Source organism: Sphingomonas sp. Leaf23 (assembly GCF_001421585.1).
Taxonomy (GTDB): domain Bacteria; phylum Pseudomonadota; class Alphaproteobacteria; order Sphingomonadales; family Sphingomonadaceae; genus Sphingomonas.
The window spans coordinates 149,892-168,476 of record NZ_LMKR01000001.1; the positions used below are offsets into that span (position 1 = coordinate 149,892).

Below are 18,585 nucleotides of genomic sequence, written 5' to 3' on the forward strand. Positions count from 1 at the left end.
CAGAGCCAAGCAACGCAACGTCGCGTTTGCGGCCCTGGACCCCCGCCTGCGCGGGGGTACGTCGTTTTTAACACCCGCAACCCAACAACCCGCTTGATCCAAACCCCAACCGCGACTACCCGTTCAACACGTTAAACGAAGGGTAGGGCGTTGCTAGGGGTACGACTCGACACCGAACTGGAGGAGCGGCTCGCCAATGTCGCCCGGTCGCAGGGGCGATCGAAGAGCGACATCGCCCGCGATGCCGTGCGCCGCTATGTCGAGCTGCACGACGAAGCCTTTCGTGCCGAAGCCCGCCGCCAGTCCGAACGCGCCGCCGCGCGTGACGACGGTGCCGACTGGGCATTCTTCGACCGGGTGGAAGCGGAGGATGGCCGGTGGAGATAAGGCGCGGCATGATCGTGCTGGTCGAGGGGCCGGGCGATCTGGCGGTGAAGCGCCGCCCCTTCCTGGTCGTGCAATCCGACCTGTTCAACGAAGCGCACGCCTCGGCGACGCTCGTGCCCATGACCAGCCTGACCGGCGGCGAGACGCTGTTTCGCGTGCCGTTTCCCGTGTCCGACACGACCGGCATCTCGGTCGAGAGCGAGGCACAGGTCGACAAGATCAAGACGCTGCGCCGCAGCCGCATCGTGCGGGTGCTGGGGCAGGCGGACGCCACATCGATGGAGCAGGTGGACCAGGCGCTCCGGCGCTGGCTCGCGCTCTAGACGCAACGCTTCAAACCTAAGGGGTCGAACATGAACAACGCCGACATGACTGCAAAGATTGCCGACGGACACGGGTTCATCGCCGCGCTCGACCAGAGCGGCGGTTCGACGCCGAAGGCGCTGAAGGGCTATGGCATCGACGACGGCGCATGGGGTTCGGACGAGGAAATGTTCGGCCTGATCCACGACATGCGCGCCCGCATCATCCTCTCGCCCGCCTTTTCGGGGGACAAGGTGATCGGCGCGATCCTGTTCGAACGTACCATGGACGGGCAGGCGGGCGGCAAGCCCGTGCCGCAGGCGCTGGCCGACAAGGGCGTCGTGCCCTTCCTGAAGATCGACAAGGGGCTGGAGGACGAAGCGGACGGCGTGCAGCTCATGAAGCCGATGCCCGACCTCGACGCGCTGCTGGCGCGCGCCGCCAAGCTCGGCATCTTCGGCACCAAGGAGCGCTCGGTCGTCAACCTCGCCAACCGCCAGGGCATCGCCGCCGTGGTCGAGCAGCAGTTCGACATTGCCGATCAGGTGCTGTCGCACGGGCTGATGCCGATCATCGAACCGGAAGTGAACATCAAGAGCGCCGAGCGGGCCGAGGCCGACCAGATCCTGCTCGACGAGACGCTCAAGGCGCTCGATGCGATGACCGGCGATGACAAGGTGATGCTGAAGCTGTCGCTGCCGGCCAAGCCCGGCCTGTTCCAGCCGCTGGTCGACCACCCCCGCGTGCTGCGCGTCGTCGCGCTGTCGGGCGGGTTCAGCCGTACCGAGGCATGCGCCGAACTGGCGAAGAACCCCGGCATCATCGCCAGCTTCAGCCGCGCGCTGCTCTCCGACCTGCGCCACCAGATGACCGACGCCGAATTCGACGCAGCGCTGGGCCAGGCGATCGACGAAATCCACTGCGCCTCGACCGAGAAGACGCTCATCGCGGCGTAACGCTTTCCTACCTGCTCCCAGGCATGGCAAAAGGGCATCGGGCGCTTCGGCGGCCGGTGCTCTTTGTCATTGTGGCCGACCCTCCGTCGACCCGAGGTCCCGCTTCTTTCTTACCAAGCGATCGGGCAGAACGACTATTGATAGTCACTCGCAACTGCGCGCGCGAAACGCGTGCGAGTGTGAACTTAGTGAACTTTGGCCCGCCGAAACCCTTCCACCCGCCGCCACACTGGGGCAGGGAGGGGCCATGACCCTTATCGAAGACCCGCTTGGCCCCCTGTCGCCCGATTTCGCGAAGCAGTTCGTTCGCGATTTCCGCCGCCCGCCGTGCCAGCTCTACCTGATCTCGCCGCTCGACGTGACCGGTGCCTTCCCCGATCGCCTTGCCCGCGCGCTCGATGCCGGGCCGGTCGCAGCGTTCCAGTTCCGGGTGAAGGATATGGACCAGCACGCCGCCGCACGGCTGGCCGAGCCGCTGCAAAAGATTTGCGCCGACCATGACGTCGCCTTCATCGTCAACGACAGCATCAGCCTGACCAAGCGGCTGGGGGCCGATGGCGTCCATCTGGGGCAGGACGACGGCGATGCCCGCGAGGCGCGCGATGTGCTCGGCCCCCATGTCCAGATCGGCGTGACCGTCCATGACAGCCGCCACCTGGCGATGGAAGCGGGCGAGGCGGGGGCCGATTACGTCGCCTTCGGTGCCTTCTACCCGACGACGACCAAGCAGGTGACCCACGTCGCCGACCCGGTACTGCTGTCGTGGTGGTCGACCGTGTTCGAACTGCCCTGCGTCGCCATCGGCGGCATTACGCCGGACAATGCCGCCCCGCTGGTCGCGGCCGGGGCCGACTTCCTCGCCGTGTCGGGCGCGGTGTGGAATGGCGACGAAGCAGCGGCGATCCGGGCCTTTGCGGGCGTGCTCGGCAAGTAAGGATCGTCTGCGAAGTCCGGTCGTTATCCATCCTCAACAATGTTGGGGATGGTGTATGAAGCGGTTGGCCTTGGCAGCAATTCTGGCAAGCGGTGTCGCGGTGGCACAGGCGCCTGCGCCCACGCCGCAGGCCCCGGCGATCGACCAGACCATCCTGCATGCGCAGGTACTGCTCGACCGGCACGGCTTCACGACCGGTGTGATCGACGGCAAGGACAGCATGCTGTTCAAGCAGGCGCTGCGCGGGTTCCAGACGGCACGGGGGCTGCCGGTCACCGGCAAGCTCGATGCGGCAACCACCCGCGCGCTGAACCCGAACATGCGCCCGGCCACGGTCACGCTCACTCTGTCCGATCGCGCACTCGCCGGGCCGTACACCAACCCGATCCCCAAGGACTATGCCGAACAGGCGAAGCTGACCACGATCGGCTATCGCTCCCCGCTCGAAAAGCTGGCGGAGATGTTCCACACGACGCCGGCCACGCTGGTCGCGCTCAACAGCCGGGAAACGATGCTGCGCCCTGGCACCCGTGTCGTGTTCCCCAATGTCCTGCCGTCGTCGCGCAGCTTTGCCGATACCTGGTCCGGCGACTATCGCCAGACGCTCGCCAACCTCAACGTCGATGCGAACCAGCCCCAGGCCGACCGCGTGGTCGTCGACAAATCGGAAGGTTGGCTGCGCGCCTATCAGGGCGACAAGATCCTCGCCCAGTTCCCGGCGACCATGGGCTCCTCGCACGATCCGCTGCCGATCGGCGAATGGAAGATTCAGGGCGTGGCGCCCAATCCCGATTGGCAGTACAACCCGGCGATCCTGCGCCATGCCGACAAGTCGGACAGCAAGGAGATCGTGCCGCCCGGTCCCAACAATCCGGTCGGCGTCGTCTGGATCGATCTGTCGAAGGAGCATTACGGCATCCACGGCACGCCCGAGCCGGACAAGATCGGCAAGACCGAGAGCAATGGCTGTATCCGCCTGACCAACTGGGACGTCGCGCGGCTGTCGCTGATGGTCAAGCCCGGCACCCCGGCGATTTTCCAGCCGTAAGGGGGATGGGGTGAACCGGATCGGCTGGACGTTCCTCGGCATCTTCGCACTGGTCGGCGGGCTGGTGGCGCTGCTGGTCGATTTCGGGGGTACGTCCGCGCCGCCGATCCGGGCCTTTGCCGATGCTCCGATCGGCCTTGCCGCGCCGCCGCCATCGGGACAGCTGGTGCTGCCGGTGCGCGGCGTCGGCTGGCCGGGCATCCGCGACAGTTTCGGGGAGGCGCGCGCCGGGGGCGAACGGCATCATACTGGGGTCGACATCATGGCCCCGGCCGGCGCGCCGGTCGTCGCGGCGGCGTCGGGTACGGTCGAGAAGCTGTATTACAGCAATGGTGGGGGCGGGGTGACCGCCTATGTCCGCTCGCCCGACCGGCGGCTCAGCTATTACTACGCGCATCTCGCCGCCTATGCCCCGACCTTGCATGAGGGCGGGGTGGTGCGGGCCGGCGATCCGATCGGCGCGGTCGGCGACAGCGGCAATGCCGGGGCGGGCAATTTCCACCTGCACTTCGGGATCGAGCGGGTCGAACCGGGCGAGCCATGGTATCGGGGCCGGGCGATCAACCCCTATCCGCTGCTTGCCCGCGGACGGGCGGAGCGGTAAGGGCGCAGCTTCGCTCTTTCCAACAGGTATGGTTCGTCATGAAGATCAGCGGCGTCGACATTCGCCCCGGCAACATCATTGAATATGAAGGCGGCATCTGGCGCGCGGTGAAGATCCAGCATACGCAGCCGGGCAAGGGCGGCGCCTATATGCAGGTCGAGCTGAAGAATCTTCGTGACGGCCGCAAGAACAACGTCCGCTTCCGCTCCGCCGAGAGCGTCGAGCGCATCCGCCTCGATACCAAGGACTTCCAGTTCCTGTATCCCGAGGGCGACACGCTCGTGTTCATGGACAAGATCACCTATGACCAGGTGACGCTGCCCCGTGACCTGCTGGGCGACGCCGCCGCGTTCCTGCAGGACGGCATGGACGTCGTCATGGAAATGTATGACGAGGAAGCAATCAGCGTCCAGCTGCCCGACACGATCGAAGCGACGATCGTCGAGGCCGACGCCGTCGTGAAGGGTCAGACGGCATCGTCTTCCTACAAGCCGGCCGTGCTCGACAACGGCGTCCGCGTGATGGTCCCGCCGCACATCGCTGCGGGCACGCGCATCGTCGTTGACGTTTACGAGCAGACGTACGTGCGACGTGCGGATTAAGCTGAGCGGCCGGACGGAATAGCGAAAGCTATTTCGCCAGGCCGCCGGCTCGGCCGGCGCGCGAAAGCGCGACCGACGACGCGGGCTTTGCCCCCGGCGCTGCCACGTAAAAGAACGAACAGGAAGAACCAAATGTCCGCCCAGTCCGGCCTCATCACCGTCCTCGAACGCGCCGTCCGCAAGACCGGCCCGCGCCTGCGCCGCGATTTCGGCGAGGTCCAGCATCTCCAGGTCAGCCGCAAGGGGCCGGCGGACTTCGTGTCGATGGCCGACAAGCGTGCCGAGGAAACGCTGGTCGAGGAACTGCGCAAGGCGCGTCCCGACTGGGGTATGCTGCTGGAGGAAGGCGGCGAGATCGCCGGCGATCCGACCAAGCCGCGCTGGATCGTCGATCCGCTGGATGGCACCACCAACTTCCTGCACGGCATCCCGCATTTCGCGATCTCGGTCGCGGTCGAGGAGCCGAACGGCGTCGGCGGGCGTCCCGAAATCACGACCGCGATGGTCTATAACCCGATCACCGACGAAGGCTTCTGGGCGGAAAAGGGCCGGGGCGCGTGGTTGCAGGGGCAGCGGCTGCGCGTGTCGTCGCGGCGCGACCTGTCGGAGGCACTGATCGCGACCGGCATCCCGTTCCTCGGCCATGGCAATTTCGCCGAATGGACCCGCATCTTTGGCGCGGTCGCCCCGGAAGTCGCCGGCATTCGCCGCTTCGGTTCGGCGGCGCTCGACCTCGCCTATGTCGCGGCGGGCCGATTCGACGGCTTCTGGGAATCGGGCCTGAAGAAGTGGGACATCGCCGCCGGCATGCTGCTGGTGAAGGAAGCGGGCGGCTTCGTCACCGACTATCGCGGTGCCGACCGCGCCTATGAAAAGGGTGAGGTGCTGGCCAGCAACGAACAGATGCAGACCCGCCTGCACAAGCTGGTCGCGGGCGCGCTGCGCTGATCCGGCGGGGTGGCGGCGCCGTGCCGCCACCCGCAATGCCCGTTAGAAATCGATCGCCTTCTGGAATTCGCCAAGCAGCGATTCCCACGTGGCGATGTTCGCCTTGAACAACCCGGGCGACATCCCGCCGCTGTCGAGGTCGACATCCATCTCGATTCGCGGGTCCTTGTCATCGTCGAGGTAAACGCGGGCGAACCGGTGTTCGGCGTTCCATTTGTTCATCGCATCGACGGTCACGCCCTTCTTGACGAACCCGGCATAGAACTGGACCGTCTTGCAATCCTTGTGCTCGGTGCAGTTGTAGAACAGGACCGAGAAATCGACGCCTGCCGCGCCGCTTTTGATGATCGGGTCGCCCACATTGTCCTTGGACAGCATCGCGCGATATCCCGCATCGCGCAGCGCCGTCATGACCGTCTCCGGCTTGGTGGCCTGCACCGTCTGCGCAGCAGCAGGCAGCGCGGCGCTCGCGGCGGCTGCCCCAATGGCCAGCTTTACCCATGGGCTCACTTCGCGTTCTCCTCTTTTCAGCCCGCCATGGTCGCGGACGTGTGACGATACGGCACGCCGGTATGGCAACAGGATGAATTGCGAGTGATTCTCATCCTGTTCCGCCCTTGATGCCCCAACGCCATCGTCCTAAAGCCGGCACCATTCATACCGCAACCGCGAGAGACCCCACCTTGGTCGACCTGTCGCAATATCTGCCGATCCTGATGTTCCTGGGCATTGCCCTGGCGCTGTCGACGGCCTTCGTCGTGTTGCCCATGGTGGCATCGCGTTTCACCGGCGCCCATAAGCCGACGCCGGAAAAGCTGACCGAGTACGAATGCGGTTTCCCCGCGTTCGAGGATTCGCGCAGCCAGTATGACGTCCGCTTCTATCTGGTCGCCATCCTGTTCATCCTCTTCGATCTCGAAGCGGCGTTCCTGTACCCGTGGGCGGTGACGGTGTTCGACCTCGGCTGGACCGCGTGGATTTCGATGATGGTGTTCATCGGCGAACTGGCGCTCGGCCTCGTATATGCTTGGAAGATGGGAGCTCTCGAATGGGAGTAGAACTGACCACGCCGCCGCACGGCTTCGGCGCGGGTAACGCCGCCGGTGTCCCGGTGCAGGCGCCCGATCAGGGTTTCTTCAACGACCTGAACGGCGAACTGACCGACAAGGGCTTTCTGGTCACCTCGACCGAGGACCTGTTCCAATGGGCGCGTACCGGGTCGCTGTGGTGGATGACCTTCGGGCTCGCCTGCTGCGCGGTCGAGATGATCCACGTCAACATGCCGCGTTACGATATGGAGCGGTTCGGTGCCGCCCCGCGCGCGTCTCCGCGTCAGTCCGACGTGATGATCGTCGCGGGTACGCTCTGCAACAAGATGGCCCCGGCGCTGCGTCGCGTGTACGATCAGATGTCGGAACCGAAATACGTCATCTCGATGGGCAGCTGCGCCAATGGCGGCGGCTATTACCATTATAGCTATAGCGTCGTGCGCGGTTGCGACCGCGTGGTGCCGGTCGACATCTATGTCCCCGGCTGTCCGCCGACTGCCGAGGCGCTGCTGTACGGCGTCATGCAGTTGCAGCGGAAAATCCGTCGTTCGGGGAGCATCGAACGGTGAAGGCACCCGCACCCCGCTACGCTACCAATGACGGCATCATCGACGCAGCGACCGCCGCGCTCGGCGACATGCTGCTCCATGCGCAGGATCTGGTCGGCGAAGTCTCGCTCACCGTTGACCGCGACCGGCTGGTCATTGCGATGGAGACGCTGCGCGACACGCCGGGCCTGAAGTACGAGATGCTGGCCGAGATCGCTGGCGTCGATTACCCCGAGCGGCCTGAGCGGTTCGACGTCGTCTATCATCTGCTGTCGATGACCCGGAACCACCGCATCCGCATCCGCGTGACGACCGATGAGGAACAGCCGGTGCCGTCGGTGACGGGCATCTGGTACAATGCCGGCTGGCTCGAGCGCGAAGTGTACGACATGTACGGCGTGCTGTTCACCGGCAATGCTGACCTGCGCCGCATCCTGACCGACTACGGCTTCCGCGGCCACCCGCTGCGCAAGGACTTCCCGCTGACCGGCTATGTCGAGATGCGCTATTCGGAAGAAGCCAAGCGCGTGGTCTATGAGCCGGTGAAGCTGGCGCAGGATTTCCGCACCTTCGACTTCATGAGCCCGTGGGAAGGCGCCGAGTACGTGCTGCCGGGCGACGAGAAGGCCGTGACGCCGCAGGTCGACAAGCCCAAGACCTCCGAGGGGCCGGCGCAGACCGGGGCGGGCAAGCCGCATCCGGGCAACCAGCCCGACTCGAAGCCGGTCAATGCCGACGTGCCGTCGCCCGATGCGGGCAAGCCGCCGGTGGAGAAGAAGTAATGGCCGATTACGACCATCAGATCGATGCCGCCAACCCGACACCCGGCGATGTCGAGATCCAGAACTACACGATCAACTTCGGCCCGCAGCACCCTGCGGCGCACGGCGTGTTGCGGCTCGTCACCGAACTGGACGGCGAGATCATCGAGCGGATCGACCCCCATGTCGGCCTGCTCCACCGCGGCACCGAAAAGCTGATCGAGTACAAGACCTATCAGCAGGCGCTCCCCTATATGGATCGCCTCGACTATTGCTCGCCGCTGTGCATGGAGCACAGCTATGTGCTGGCGGTCGAAAAGCTGCTCGACATCGAAGTGCCGCTGCGCGCGCAGTATCTTCGCGTATTTTTCGCGGAACTGACCCGCATCTGCAATCACATGCTGAACCTGGGTTCGCACGTGATGGACGTCGGCGCGATGACGCCGAACCTGTGGATGTTCGAAGTCCGCGAAGACTGCATGGGCTTTTTCGAGCGCATGTCGGGCGCACGGATGCACCATAACTACCTGCGTCCCGGCGGCGTCCATCAGGACGTGCCGCTGAAGCTGCTGACCGACATCGCGGAATGGCTCGACACGCGCCTGCCGCGCCTGTTCGGCGATGCGATCAGCCTGGTCGCGGAAAACCGCATCTTCAAGCAGCGCAACGTCGATATCGCCATCGTCAGCCGTGAAGACGCAGTGCGCTGGGGCTTCTCGGGTCCGATGATCCGTGGCGCGGGCATCCCGTGGGACATCCGCAAGGCGCAGCCGTACGACGCCTATGACCGGGTCGAGTTCGACGTGCCGGTCGGCACGCGTGGCGACTGCTATGACCGGTTCATGGTCCGCGTCGAGGAAGTGTGGCAATCGGCGCGCATCATGAAGCAGTGCCTGGCGCAGATGCCCGAAGGTCCGATCGCCTCGTCGGACCGCAAGGTTGTCCCGCCCAAGCGCGGCGAGATGAAGCAGTCGATGGAAGCGCTGATCCATCACTTCAAGCTGTACACCGAGGGCTTCCACGTTCCGGCGGGCGAAGTCTATGTCGCGACCGAAAGCCCCAAGGGCGAATTCGGCATCTACATGGTGTCGGACGGCAGCAACAAGCCGTACCGCGTGAAGATCCGCCCGACCGCGTTCAGCCATCTGCAGGCGATGGACTTCATGTCCAAGGGGCACATGCTCGCCGACATCACCGCCATTCTGGGCGCGATGGACATCGTGTTCGGGGAGTGCGACCGGTGAGCCGTCTCGACACCGTGACGGCGATGATGGAGCGCTACAACGCGCGCGATGCGGCGGGTTATGCCGCGTTCTTCGCCGACGATGGCTGCGAGGCGCAGTATCGCGGCGACGTCGTGCGCGACGGGCGTGCGGGCGTGGAAAGCGGCATGGCGGCGGTCTTCGCCGAATTTCCGCAGAACCATGCCGAAGTGCTGCAATCGTTCGAACTGGGCGAGCGCGTCGTGCTGCACGAGCGCGTCCGCCGCTCGGCCGATGCCGCACCGTTCGACGTGATGACCGTCTATTCGTTCAGCGGCGACAAGGTCAGCCGCGTGGAGTTCATTCGCTGATGGCCGACGCCCCCAACATCCCCGACGAAGCCGAGGTCCGCGCGCGCTGGGGCAATTTCGCCTGGACGCCGGCCAATGCGGAGAAAGCGCGCGAGATCGTCGCGCGCTATCCCGAAGGTCGGCAGCAGTCGTGCACGATTCCGTTCCTCGACCTGGCCCAGCGTCAGGTGGGTGCGGAAACGCATACCCAGGGCTGGCTGCCGGTCCCGGTGATCGAATTCATCGCCCGCGAATTGGGCATGGCCTATATGCGGGTGTACGAGGTCGCGACCTTCTACACGATGTTCAACCTCGCACCGGTCGGCCGCTACCATGTGCAGGTATGCGGCACGACGCCGTGCATGCTGCGCGGGTCGGACGACGTATTCGCGGCGTGCAAGAACCGCGGCCTGATGAAGGGCAAGACCACGCCCGACGGCCTGTTCACGCTGACCGAGGTCGAGTGCATGGGCAATTGCGCCTCGGCACCGATGGTCCAGATCAACGACGATAATTACGAAGATCTGGACTATGATCGCATGACCGTGATCCTCGAGGCGCTGGGCAAGGGCGAAGTGCCCAAGCCCGGTACGCAGGAACCGGGACGTCACACGGTCGAGCCGGTCGGCGAACCGACGAACCTCGCCGCCATGATGACCGAGAATCACGATTACCGCCCGGAATGGGGCAACGCTTCGTGAGGGGCTTGGGCAGCCTGTTGCTGGCGTTCATCGTCGGCATCGTCGTGATGATCGTCGCGCTGAAGCTGTTCATCGGCGCGCTGAAACTGCTCGGCGTGCTGATCGGGATCGCAGCGATGGTTGCCGTATATTTCATCGCCGAAAAGGCGATCGGGAAGGGACGATAAGGATGCTGGCCGACAAGGATCGCATCTTCACCAACGTGTACGGGTTCCAGCCGTGGAACCTCGACGCGGCCGTGATGCGCGGCGACTGGGACAATACCAAGGCGCTATTGCAGCTGGGGCCGGATACGATCATCGATCGGATCAAGGCGTCGGGTCTGCGCGGGCGCGGCGGGGCAGGGTTCCCGACCGGCACCAAATGGTCGTTCATGCCGAAGGCGCCCAAGCCCGACCGGCCGAACTTCCTGGTCATCAACGCCGACGAATCCGAACCCGGTTCGTGCAAGGACCGCGAGATCATCCGCCACGATCCGCACAAGCTGATCGAAGGTGCGCTGATCGCCGGCTTCGCGATGCGTGCGCGCGCGGCGTATATCTATATTCGCGGCGAATATATCCGCGAGGCCGAGACGCTGTTCGCGGCGATCGCCGAAGCCTATGCCAAGGGGCTGCTGGGCAAGAACGCCTGCGGGTCGGGCTATGACTTCGACGTCTTCGCGCATCGCGGTGCCGGCGCATACATCTGCGGCGAAGAAACCGCGATGCTCGAAAGCCTTGAGGGCAAGAAGGGCCAGCCGCGCCTGAAGCCGCCGTTCCCGGCCGGTGCCGGCCTCTATGGCTGCCCGACGACGGTCAACAACGTCGAATCGATCGCGGTCGTGCCGACGATTCTGCGCCGCAGCCCGGAATGGTTCGCCAGCTTCGGCGCGGAGAACAACAAGGGCACCAAGCTCTTCCAGATCAGCGGGCACGTGAACCGTCCCTGCGTGGTCGAGGAGGCAATGAGCATCCCGTTCCGCGAGCTGATCGAAAAGCATTGCGGCGGCATTCGCGGTGGCTGGGACAACCTGCTGTGCGTCATTCCGGGCGGATCGTCGGTGCCGCTGGTGAAGGCCGAGCATATCATCGATGCGCCGATGGATTTCGACGGGCTGAAGGCAGTCGGATCGGGCCTCGGCACCGCCGCGGTCATCGTGATGGACAAGTCGACCGACGTCGTCCGCGCGATCAGCCGCCTGTCGTATTTCTACAAGCATGAGAGCTGCGGCCAGTGCACGCCGTGCCGCGAAGGCACCGGCTGGATGTGGCGCGTGATGGAGCGGCTGCGCACCGGCGATGCCGACCTGTCGGAAATCGACACGTTGCAGCAGGTGACCAAGCAGGTCGAAGGCCACACCATCTGCGCCCTGGGCGACGCGGCGGCGTGGCCGATCCAGGGCCTCATCAAGAACTTCCGCCCGGAACTCGAACGGCGGATCAACGAAAAGCGTGGCGGCGGCGCGTCGCCCATGATGGAAGCGGCCGAATAATGCCCAAGGTCAAAGTCGATGGGATCGAGGTCGAGGTACCCCAGGGTGCCACCGTCCTCCAGGCATGCGAAGCGGCGGGCAAGGAAATCCCGCGCTTCTGCTATCACGAGCGGCTGTCGATCGCCGGCAATTGCCGCATGTGTCTGGTCGAGGTGAAGCCGGGGCCACCCAAGCCGCAGGCATCGTGCGCGCTGCCCGCCGCCGACAACCAGGAAATCCGCACTGACAGCGCGATGGTGAAGGCCGCGCGCGAAGGCGTGATGGAGTTCCTGCTGATCAACCACCCGCTCGACTGCCCGATCTGCGATCAGGGCGGCGAGTGCGACCTGCAGGATCAGTCGGTCGCCTATGGTCGCGGCCAGTCGCGCTATGACGAGAACAAGCGCGCGGTTACCGAGAAGTACATGGGTCCGATCGTCAAGACGGTCATGACCCGCTGCATCCAGTGCACGCGCTGCATCCGCTTTGCGGAGGAAGTCGCGGGCGTGGAGGAAATCGGCGCGATCTATCGCGGCGAAAACATGCAGATCACGTCGTATCTCGAACAGGCAGTGACCAGCGAGCTGTCGGGCAACGTCGTCGACCTGTGCCCGGTCGGCGCCCTGACGTCGAAGCCCTATGCGTTCGAAGCGCGTCCGTGGGAGCTGAAGAAGACGCTCGCCATCGACGTGATGGATGCGGTCGGCACCAACATCCGCCTCGACAGCCGTGGTCGGCAGGTGCTGCGCTGCGTGCCGCGCATCAACGAAGACGTGAACGAGGAATGGGCGCACGACAAGACGCGCCATGCCGTCGATGGCCTCGTCCGTCGTCGCCTCGACAAGCCGTTCGTCCGCAAGGACGGCAAGCTGGTCGCGGCGGAATGGGACGAAGCCTTCGCCGCCATCGCCGCCGTCAATGCCGGTTCGTCGGTCGCGGCGATCGCGGGCGACCTGCTCGATTGCGAGACGATGTTCGCCGCCAAGGCGCTGGTGAACGCGCTCGGTTCGTCGCTGCTCGAAGGGCGGCAGACGGGCATGGCCTATGACGTCACCAATCTCGGCGCGGTCGCGTTCAACACGACCATCGCGGGGATCGAGGACGCCGACGCGATCCTGCTGGTCGGCAGCGACCTGCGCCACGAAGCGCCGCTCATCAACACCCGCGTCCGCAAGGCGATCAAGAAGGGTGCACGCGTTTTCGCCATCGGGCCGGAAACCGACCTGACCTACAAGGTCGAATGGCTGGGCGACGATCTAGGCCTGCTGAACGGGCTGAGCGATCGTGCCGCCGAGGCGCTGGATGCGGCCAAGCGTCCGGCGGTGATCGTTGGGCCGGGCGCGCTGAAGGCCGGTCATGGCGCGGCGCTGAAGCTGGCACGCGACGGCAATCTGGTTCGCACGCTGGAAGACGGCAAGAGCTGGAACGGCTTCAACGTGGTCCACACCGCCGCTGCCCGGATGGGTGCACTGATGCTGGGCTATGCGCAGGCGGGCGGCATTGCTGATATCGTCGCGGCAAACCCGAAGCTGGTGTTCTTCCTCGGCGCGGACGAGGTCGATTTCAGCCAGTTCGCCGGCGCCACCAAGGTCTATGTCGGCCATCACGGCGACAAGGCCGCAGCGGCGGCGGATATCGTGCTGCCGGGGGCAAGCTATGCCGAAAAGGCCGGTACTTATGTCAACCTCGAAGGGCGCGTGCAGCGTGGCGACCGCGCCGTATTCCCGCCCGGCGACGCGCGTGAGGATTGGACAATTTTCCGTGCGCTGGGCGAAGTGCTGGGCGTGACGCTGCCGTTCGACGATTTCGCCGGCGTCCGCCGTGCGATGACGGCCGCGGTGCCGGCGTTGGGTGAGGAAGGTCTGGTACGTTACGACTGGAACCCGCCCGCGCTCGACGCTAAGGGCGAGGGCAAGGTGACCTACCCGGTCGCCGACTTCTACCTGACCAACGCGATCTGCCGGGCCAGCCCGACGATGCAGCGTTGTTCGGCCGAACTTGTCCATGGCCAGGATTTCGCGGAGGCCGCCGAGTGACCTCGTTCTTCGAAACTACCGTCGGTATGCCCTATGGCTGGGCATGGACCGTCGCGACGCTGATCGGCATCCTGGTCATCGCGCTGCCGCTGATGCTGGCGGTCGCGATGATCATCTATGCCGATCGCAAGATCTGGGCGGCGATGGCGCTGCGCCGGGGTCCGAACGTGGTTGGCCCGCTGGGCCTGCTGCAGTCGTTCGCCGACGGTCTGAAGGTGTTCCTGCAGGAAACGATCGTGCCGTCCTCGGCCAATCGCGGCCTGTTCCTGCTCGCGCCGATCATTACCTTCACCGTCGCGCTGATCGTCTGGGCGGTCATTCCGTTCGACGTTGGCGTGGTGGTCGCGGACATCAATGTCGGCCTGCTCTACATTCTCGCGGCATCGTCGCTGGGCGTGTACGGCGTCATCATCTCGGGCTGGGCGTCGAACTCGAAATATCCCTTCTATTCTGCGCTGCGTGCCGCCGCGCAGATGGTGTCCTACGAAGTCGCGATTGGGTTCGTCCTGATCTCGGTCGTGCTGTGGGCCGGGTCGTTCAACCTGACGACGATCGTGCTGGAACAGCGGGCGCATATCTTCGGCTTCATCAACGGTTTCGGGTTCAACCCGCTGCTGTTCCCGATGGCGGTGGTGTTCCTGATTTCGTCGCTCGCCGAAACCGCGCGTGCGCCGTTCGATCTGACCGAGGCGGAATCGGAACTGGTCGCGGGCTATCAGACCGAATATTCGTCGATGGCCTTCGCGCTGTTCTGGCTCGGTGAATATGCCAACGTCATCCTGATGTGCGCGCTCAACGCGCTGCTGTTCTGGGGTGGCTGGTTGCCGCCGGTCGACTGGGCGCCGCTGTACTTCGTGCCGGGCATCATCTGGTTCCTGGGCAAGACCTTCTTCTTCTTCTTCGTGTTCAGCTGGATCAAGGCGACGGTGCCCCGGTACCGTTATGACCAACTGATGCGGCTGGGCTGGAAGATTTTCCTCCCGCTGTCGCTGATCTTCGTCTTCCTGATCTCCGGTTATCTGATGATCCAGCGCGTAGGACTGCACGCATGAGTATCGCCCAGACCATCCGATCGTTCACCCTGTGGGAGTTCGTGAAGGCCCATGCGTTGACGCTGCGGTATTTCTTCAAGCCCAAGGCGACGATCAACTACCCGTATGAGAAGAACCCGCTGAGCCCGCGCTTCCGCGGCGAACATGCGCTGCGCCGCTATCCCAATGGGGAAGAGCGCTGCATCGCGTGCAAGCTGTGCGAGGCGGTATGCCCGGCGCTGGCGATCACGATCGAGGCCGAACCGCGCGAGGACGGCAGCCGCCGCACCACGCGCTACGACATCGACATGACCAAGTGCATCTATTGCGGCCTGTGCCAGGAAGCCTGCCCGGTCGATGCGATCGTCGAAGGGCCGAATTTCGAATTCGCCACCGAAACCCGCGAAGAGCTGATCTATCACAAGGACAAGCTGCTCGCGAACGGTGACCGCTGGGAACGCGCCATTGCCGCGAACCTTGCGAGCGACGCGCCCTACCGGTAATGGCGCGCATGTTCCGTACCGGCGGGGGCTTGGTGCTCCGCTTCGCCGGCCATTCGATTAGCGTTTCGTCCCGCACATCCGCGCGGGGCGGGCAGGGGGAAGAGCAGCGCTCGTGATCCAGACACTCGCCTTCTATCTGTTCGCCACGATCGTGGTGGCATCGGCCGCGCTGACGATAACGTCGCGCAATCCGGTCCATTCGGTGCTGTGGCTGATCCTCGCCTTCTTCAACGCCGCCGGCCTCATGGTCCTGTGCGGGGCCGAATTCATCGCGATGCTGCTGGTCATCGTCTATGTCGGTGCGGTCGCGGTGCTGTTCCTGTTCGTCGTGATGATGCTCGACATCGATTTCACCGAACTGCGCGCCGGGTTCGTCCGCTATCTGCCCGCCGGCCTCGCCCTTGCGGTGCTGCTCGCGGTCGAGCTGGTCGTCGGGGCCTATGCCTGGACGGCGGCGCGGATCGATCTCGCCAAGCGGATCGCTCCGACCGATGCGGCGGTGCCGAACATCGAGGCGATCGGGCAATTGCTCTACACGCGCTACCTGTATGTCTTCGAAGGCGTCGGGCTGGTGCTGCTGGTCGCGATGATCGGTGCTATCGTGCTGACCCAGCGCAAGCGGGCGGATGCGAAGGCGCAGAACATCAATCGCCAGATCAATCGTCGCGCCAAGGATGCGATCCGTAACGTCAATCAGCCCATCGGGCAGGGGGTCGAGCTGTGATCGGTCTTACGCATTATCTGGTCGTCGCGGCGATCCTGTTCACGCTGGGCGTGCTGGGCATCTTCCTCAACCGGAAGAACCTGATCGTCATCCTGATGTCGATCGAGCTGATACTGCTGGCGGTGAATATCAATTTCGTCGCCTTCTCGGCGCAGCTCGGCGATCTGGTCGGACAGATTTTCGCGATGTTTGTCCTGGCGGTCGCCGCGGGCGAGAGCGCGATTGGTCTGGCTATCATGGTCATCTATTTCCGTGGTCGCGGTTCCATCGCGGTCGACGACGTCAACCGGATGAAGGGGTGATGCCGGTGGCTTTTCGGGTTTCGGGGGTGCTTTCGTGAGCGCCATCCATATCGTCGTGTTCCTGCCGCTGCTGGCGTCGATCGTCGCGGGGCTGTCGAACCGCGCGTTCGGCATCACGGTGCCAAAGATCATCACGACCGCCGGGCTGCTGGCGGCGGCTGGGCTGTCTTGGTCGATCTTCATTCCGTTCCTGACCGGTACGGCGCAGGCGAATGTCGCGCCGGTGTCGACGTGGATCGTGTCGGGCGGCATGGACATCGCATGGGAATTGCGGGTCGATGCGCTGACAGCGGTCATGCTGGTCGTCATCACCAGCGTCTCGGCACTCGTCCACCTCTATAGCTGGGGCTATATGAGCGAGGACCCCGATCAGCCGCGCTTCTTCGCCTATCTGTCGCTGTTCACGTTCGCGATGCTGATGCTCGTGACCGCGAACAACCTGGTGCAGATGTTCTTCGGTTGGGAAGGCGTCGGTCTGGCATCGTACCTGCTGATCGGTTTCTGGTTCCGCAAGCCTTCGGCCAATGCCGCCGCGATCAAGGCGTTCATCGTCAATCGCGTCGGTGACCTTGGCTTCATGCTCGGTATCTTCGGCACCTATCTGGTGTTCGGCACCATCTCGATCCCGGAGATCCTGCAGGCAGCGCCGTCGATGGCCGGTTCGACGATCGGCTTCCTGTGGTTCCGTGCCGACACGATGACAGTCCTATGTCTGCTGCTGTTCGTCGGCGCGATGGGCAAGTCGGCGCAGCTCGGCCTCCACACCTGGTTGCCGGACGCAATGGAAGGCCCGACCCCGGTGTCGGCGCTGATCCACGCGGCGACGATGGTCACCGCGGGCGTCTTCATGGTGTGCCGCCTGTCGCCGATGTTCGAAACGTCGCCGACCGCGCTGGCCGTCGTGACCGCCGTCGGCGCCGCGACCTGCCTGTTCGCAGCGACGATCGGTCTGGTGCAGACCGACATCAAGCGCGTCATCGCTTATTCGACCTGTTCGCAGCTCGGCTACATGTTCTTTGCGGCAGGGGTCGGTGCCTATGGCGCGGCGATGTTCCACCTGTTCACCCACGCCTTCTTCAAGGCGCTGCTGTTCCTGGGCGCCGGTTCGGTCATCCACGCGATGCACCATGAACAAGACATGCGGTTCTATGGTGGCCTGCGGAAGCATATTCCGTTGACCTTTTGGGCGATGATGGCGGGTACGCTCGCGATCACCGGTGTCGGTATCTACGGCGTGGGTGGCTTTGCCGGCTATCACTCGAAGGATGCAATCCTCGAAGCGGCATGGGCATCGGGTCCGAACGGCTATGGTGCCTTTTATGTCGGTACCTTCGCCGCACTGCTGACCAGCTTCTACTCGTGGCGGCTGATGTTCCTGACCTTCTTCGGCAAGCCGCGTTGGGCCGGGTCGGAGCATATTCAGCACGCGGTGCATGACGCGCACGGCCATCACGGCCACGACGATCACGCGCACCACGATCACGACGCGCATCCGGCAGCGGAAGACGCGGGCCATGCCCCGTCGGCGCACGATGCGCATGCCAGCGATGTGGTGGAGGGCACCGCGGGCTATCATCCGCATGAAAGCCCGATCGTGATGCTGATCCCGCTGATCGTCCTGACGATCGGTGCGGTGGCAGCCGGCTATGTCTTCCACCACTGGTTCATCGAGCCGGAATCGGGCGAGACGTTCTGGAAGGGCAGCCTGTTCTTCAACGAACATCTGATGCACGCGATGCACGGGGTGCCGTTGCTGGTGAAGCTGGCCGCGACCATCGTCATGCTGGTCGGTCTGGTGAGTGCGCTCTACGTCTATATCATTCGTCCGGGTACGGCGGCGGGGATAGCGGATACCTTCCGCGTGCTGCATCGCTTCCTGCTCAAGAAGTGGTATTTCGACGAGCTGTATCACCTGCTCTTCGTCCGCCCGGCGTTCGCGCTCGGCCGCTTCTTCTGGAAGCGTGGCGACGAACAGACGATCAATCGCTTTGGCCCGGACGGGTCGGCGACACTGGTCAACCTGTCGAGCCGCCTCGCGGTGCGGATGCAGACCGGCTATCTCTACACCTATGCCTTCGTCATGCTGATCGGCCTAACGGCGGCGGTTACCTGGGCGATCGCGTCGTGATGCGCGGTTTCAAGC

23 protein-coding genes are annotated in these 18,585 nt (G+C 64.5%); 22 read left to right on the forward strand and 1 reads right to left on the reverse strand.

The annotated features are described in order from the left end of the window. The first annotated feature begins 150 nt into the window (after positions 1-150). The 8 genes from ASE67_RS00740 (at position 151) to ASE67_RS00775 (ending at position 5,782) form a co-directional block, all read left to right on the forward strand. Entirely contained in the window at positions 151-387 is a 237-nt protein-coding gene (locus ASE67_RS00740; RefSeq protein ID WP_055755878.1) for a ribbon-helix-helix protein, CopG family, read from the forward strand. Between the two features lie 8 nt (positions 388-395). Continuing rightward, positions 396-710, forward strand: a complete 315-nt coding sequence (locus ASE67_RS00745) for a type II toxin-antitoxin system PemK/MazF family toxin (protein ID WP_156347675.1) — start codon at positions 396-398, stop codon at positions 708-710. Positions 711-740: 30 nt separating this feature from the next. Further along, positions 741-1,646: a fructose bisphosphate aldolase gene (locus ASE67_RS00750; protein ID WP_055755879.1), complete on the forward strand. Its 906-nt coding sequence runs from the start codon at positions 741-743 to the stop codon at positions 1,644-1,646. 247 nt (positions 1,647-1,893) lie between these two features. After that, a complete protein-coding gene (thiE, locus tag ASE67_RS00755; protein ID WP_055755881.1) occupies positions 1,894-2,580 on the forward strand; it encodes a thiamine phosphate synthase in 687 nt (228 codons plus the stop codon). 55 nt (positions 2,581-2,635) lie between these two features. Beyond that, on the forward strand, positions 2,636-3,628 hold the full coding sequence (locus ASE67_RS00760; protein WP_055755883.1) for a L,D-transpeptidase family protein: 993 nt from the start codon (positions 2,636-2,638) through the stop codon (positions 3,626-3,628). A gap of 10 nt (positions 3,629-3,638) precedes the next feature. After that, complete coding sequence (locus ASE67_RS00765; protein WP_055755884.1) at positions 3,639-4,232, forward strand: peptidoglycan DD-metalloendopeptidase family protein; 594 nt, start codon at positions 3,639-3,641, stop codon at positions 4,230-4,232. A 38-nt stretch (positions 4,233-4,270) separates the two neighbouring features. After that, positions 4,271-4,834 (forward strand): elongation factor P, encoded by a 564-nt coding sequence (gene efp, locus ASE67_RS00770; RefSeq protein WP_055755886.1) that lies wholly within the window; start codon positions 4,271-4,273, stop codon positions 4,832-4,834. A 132-nt stretch (positions 4,835-4,966) separates the two neighbouring features. Then, positions 4,967-5,782 carry an inositol monophosphatase family protein gene (locus ASE67_RS00775; RefSeq protein WP_055755889.1) on the forward strand — a complete coding sequence of 272 codons (816 nt, stop codon included), beginning with the start codon at positions 4,967-4,969 and terminating at the stop codon, positions 5,780-5,782. 42 nt (positions 5,783-5,824) lie between these two features. Here the strand turns inward: ASE67_RS00775 and ASE67_RS00780 are convergent, their stop codons facing one another. Next, entirely contained in the window at positions 5,825-6,292 is a 468-nt protein-coding gene (locus ASE67_RS00780; protein WP_055755891.1) for a YbjN domain-containing protein, read from the reverse strand. A 173-nt stretch (positions 6,293-6,465) separates the two neighbouring features. Here ASE67_RS00780 and ndhC point away from each other — a divergent pair, with 173 nt between their 5' ends. The 14 genes from ndhC to nuoL all read left to right on the forward strand — a co-directional run bounded on the left by ndhC (position 6,466) and on the right by nuoL (position 18,570). After that, the gene (ndhC, locus tag ASE67_RS00785) at positions 6,466-6,840 is read left to right on the forward strand and encodes an NADH-quinone oxidoreductase subunit A (protein ID WP_055755895.1); all 375 of its coding nucleotides are present in this window, start codon (positions 6,466-6,468) and stop codon (positions 6,838-6,840) included. After that, positions 6,831-7,400, forward strand: coding sequence for a NuoB/complex I 20 kDa subunit family protein (locus tag ASE67_RS00790; protein ID WP_055755898.1), 570 nt, complete (start codon positions 6,831-6,833; stop codon positions 7,398-7,400). The genes ndhC and ASE67_RS00790 overlap by 10 nt, the downstream gene beginning before the upstream one ends. Next, a complete protein-coding gene (locus ASE67_RS00795) occupies positions 7,397-8,161 on the forward strand; it encodes an NADH-quinone oxidoreductase subunit C (protein WP_055755900.1) in 765 nt (254 codons plus the stop codon). The genes ASE67_RS00790 and ASE67_RS00795 overlap by 4 nt, the downstream gene beginning before the upstream one ends. Then, entirely contained in the window at positions 8,161-9,384 is a 1,224-nt protein-coding gene (locus tag ASE67_RS00800) for an NADH-quinone oxidoreductase subunit D (protein WP_055755903.1), read from the forward strand. Before ASE67_RS00795 ends, ASE67_RS00800 begins: the two co-directional genes overlap by 1 nt. After that, a complete protein-coding gene (locus tag ASE67_RS00805) occupies positions 9,381-9,713 on the forward strand; it encodes a nuclear transport factor 2 family protein (RefSeq protein ID WP_235511736.1) in 333 nt (110 codons plus the stop codon). Before ASE67_RS00800 ends, ASE67_RS00805 begins: the two co-directional genes overlap by 4 nt. Next, positions 9,713-10,393 carry a complex I 24 kDa subunit family protein gene (locus ASE67_RS00810; RefSeq protein ID WP_055755904.1) on the forward strand — a complete coding sequence of 227 codons (681 nt, stop codon included), beginning with the start codon at positions 9,713-9,715 and terminating at the stop codon, positions 10,391-10,393. Before ASE67_RS00805 ends, ASE67_RS00810 begins: the two co-directional genes overlap by 1 nt. Further along, entirely contained in the window at positions 10,390-10,560 is a 171-nt protein-coding gene (locus ASE67_RS17990) for a hypothetical protein (protein ID WP_156348443.1), read from the forward strand. The genes ASE67_RS00810 and ASE67_RS17990 overlap by 4 nt, the downstream gene beginning before the upstream one ends. A gap of 2 nt (positions 10,561-10,562) precedes the next feature. Next, positions 10,563-11,867: an NADH-quinone oxidoreductase subunit NuoF gene (gene nuoF / locus ASE67_RS00815; protein WP_055755906.1), complete on the forward strand. Its 1,305-nt coding sequence runs from the start codon at positions 10,563-10,565 to the stop codon at positions 11,865-11,867. Then, positions 11,867-13,882 carry an NADH-quinone oxidoreductase subunit NuoG gene (nuoG, locus tag ASE67_RS00820; protein ID WP_055755907.1) on the forward strand — a complete coding sequence of 672 codons (2,016 nt, stop codon included), beginning with the start codon at positions 11,867-11,869 and terminating at the stop codon, positions 13,880-13,882. The genes nuoF and nuoG overlap by 1 nt, the downstream gene beginning before the upstream one ends. Before the next feature lie 26 nt (positions 13,883-13,908). Further along, a complete protein-coding gene (gene nuoH / locus ASE67_RS00825; protein ID WP_443025522.1) occupies positions 13,909-14,934 on the forward strand; it encodes an NADH-quinone oxidoreductase subunit NuoH in 1,026 nt (341 codons plus the stop codon). Further along, positions 14,931-15,416, forward strand: a complete 486-nt coding sequence (gene nuoI / locus ASE67_RS00830; protein WP_055755909.1) for an NADH-quinone oxidoreductase subunit NuoI — start codon at positions 14,931-14,933, stop codon at positions 15,414-15,416. The genes nuoH and nuoI overlap by 4 nt, the downstream gene beginning before the upstream one ends. A 112-nt stretch (positions 15,417-15,528) precedes the next feature. Beyond that, positions 15,529-16,140, forward strand: coding sequence for an NADH-quinone oxidoreductase subunit J (locus ASE67_RS00835; RefSeq protein WP_055755910.1), 612 nt, complete (start codon positions 15,529-15,531; stop codon positions 16,138-16,140). Next, entirely contained in the window at positions 16,137-16,442 is a 306-nt protein-coding gene (gene nuoK / locus ASE67_RS00840) for an NADH-quinone oxidoreductase subunit NuoK (protein WP_055755914.1), read from the forward strand. The genes ASE67_RS00835 and nuoK overlap by 4 nt, the downstream gene beginning before the upstream one ends. A gap of 34 nt (positions 16,443-16,476) precedes the next feature. Then, entirely contained in the window at positions 16,477-18,570 is a 2,094-nt protein-coding gene (gene nuoL / locus ASE67_RS00845; RefSeq protein WP_055755916.1) for an NADH-quinone oxidoreductase subunit L, read from the forward strand. Positions 18,571-18,585: the final 15 nt, after the last annotated feature.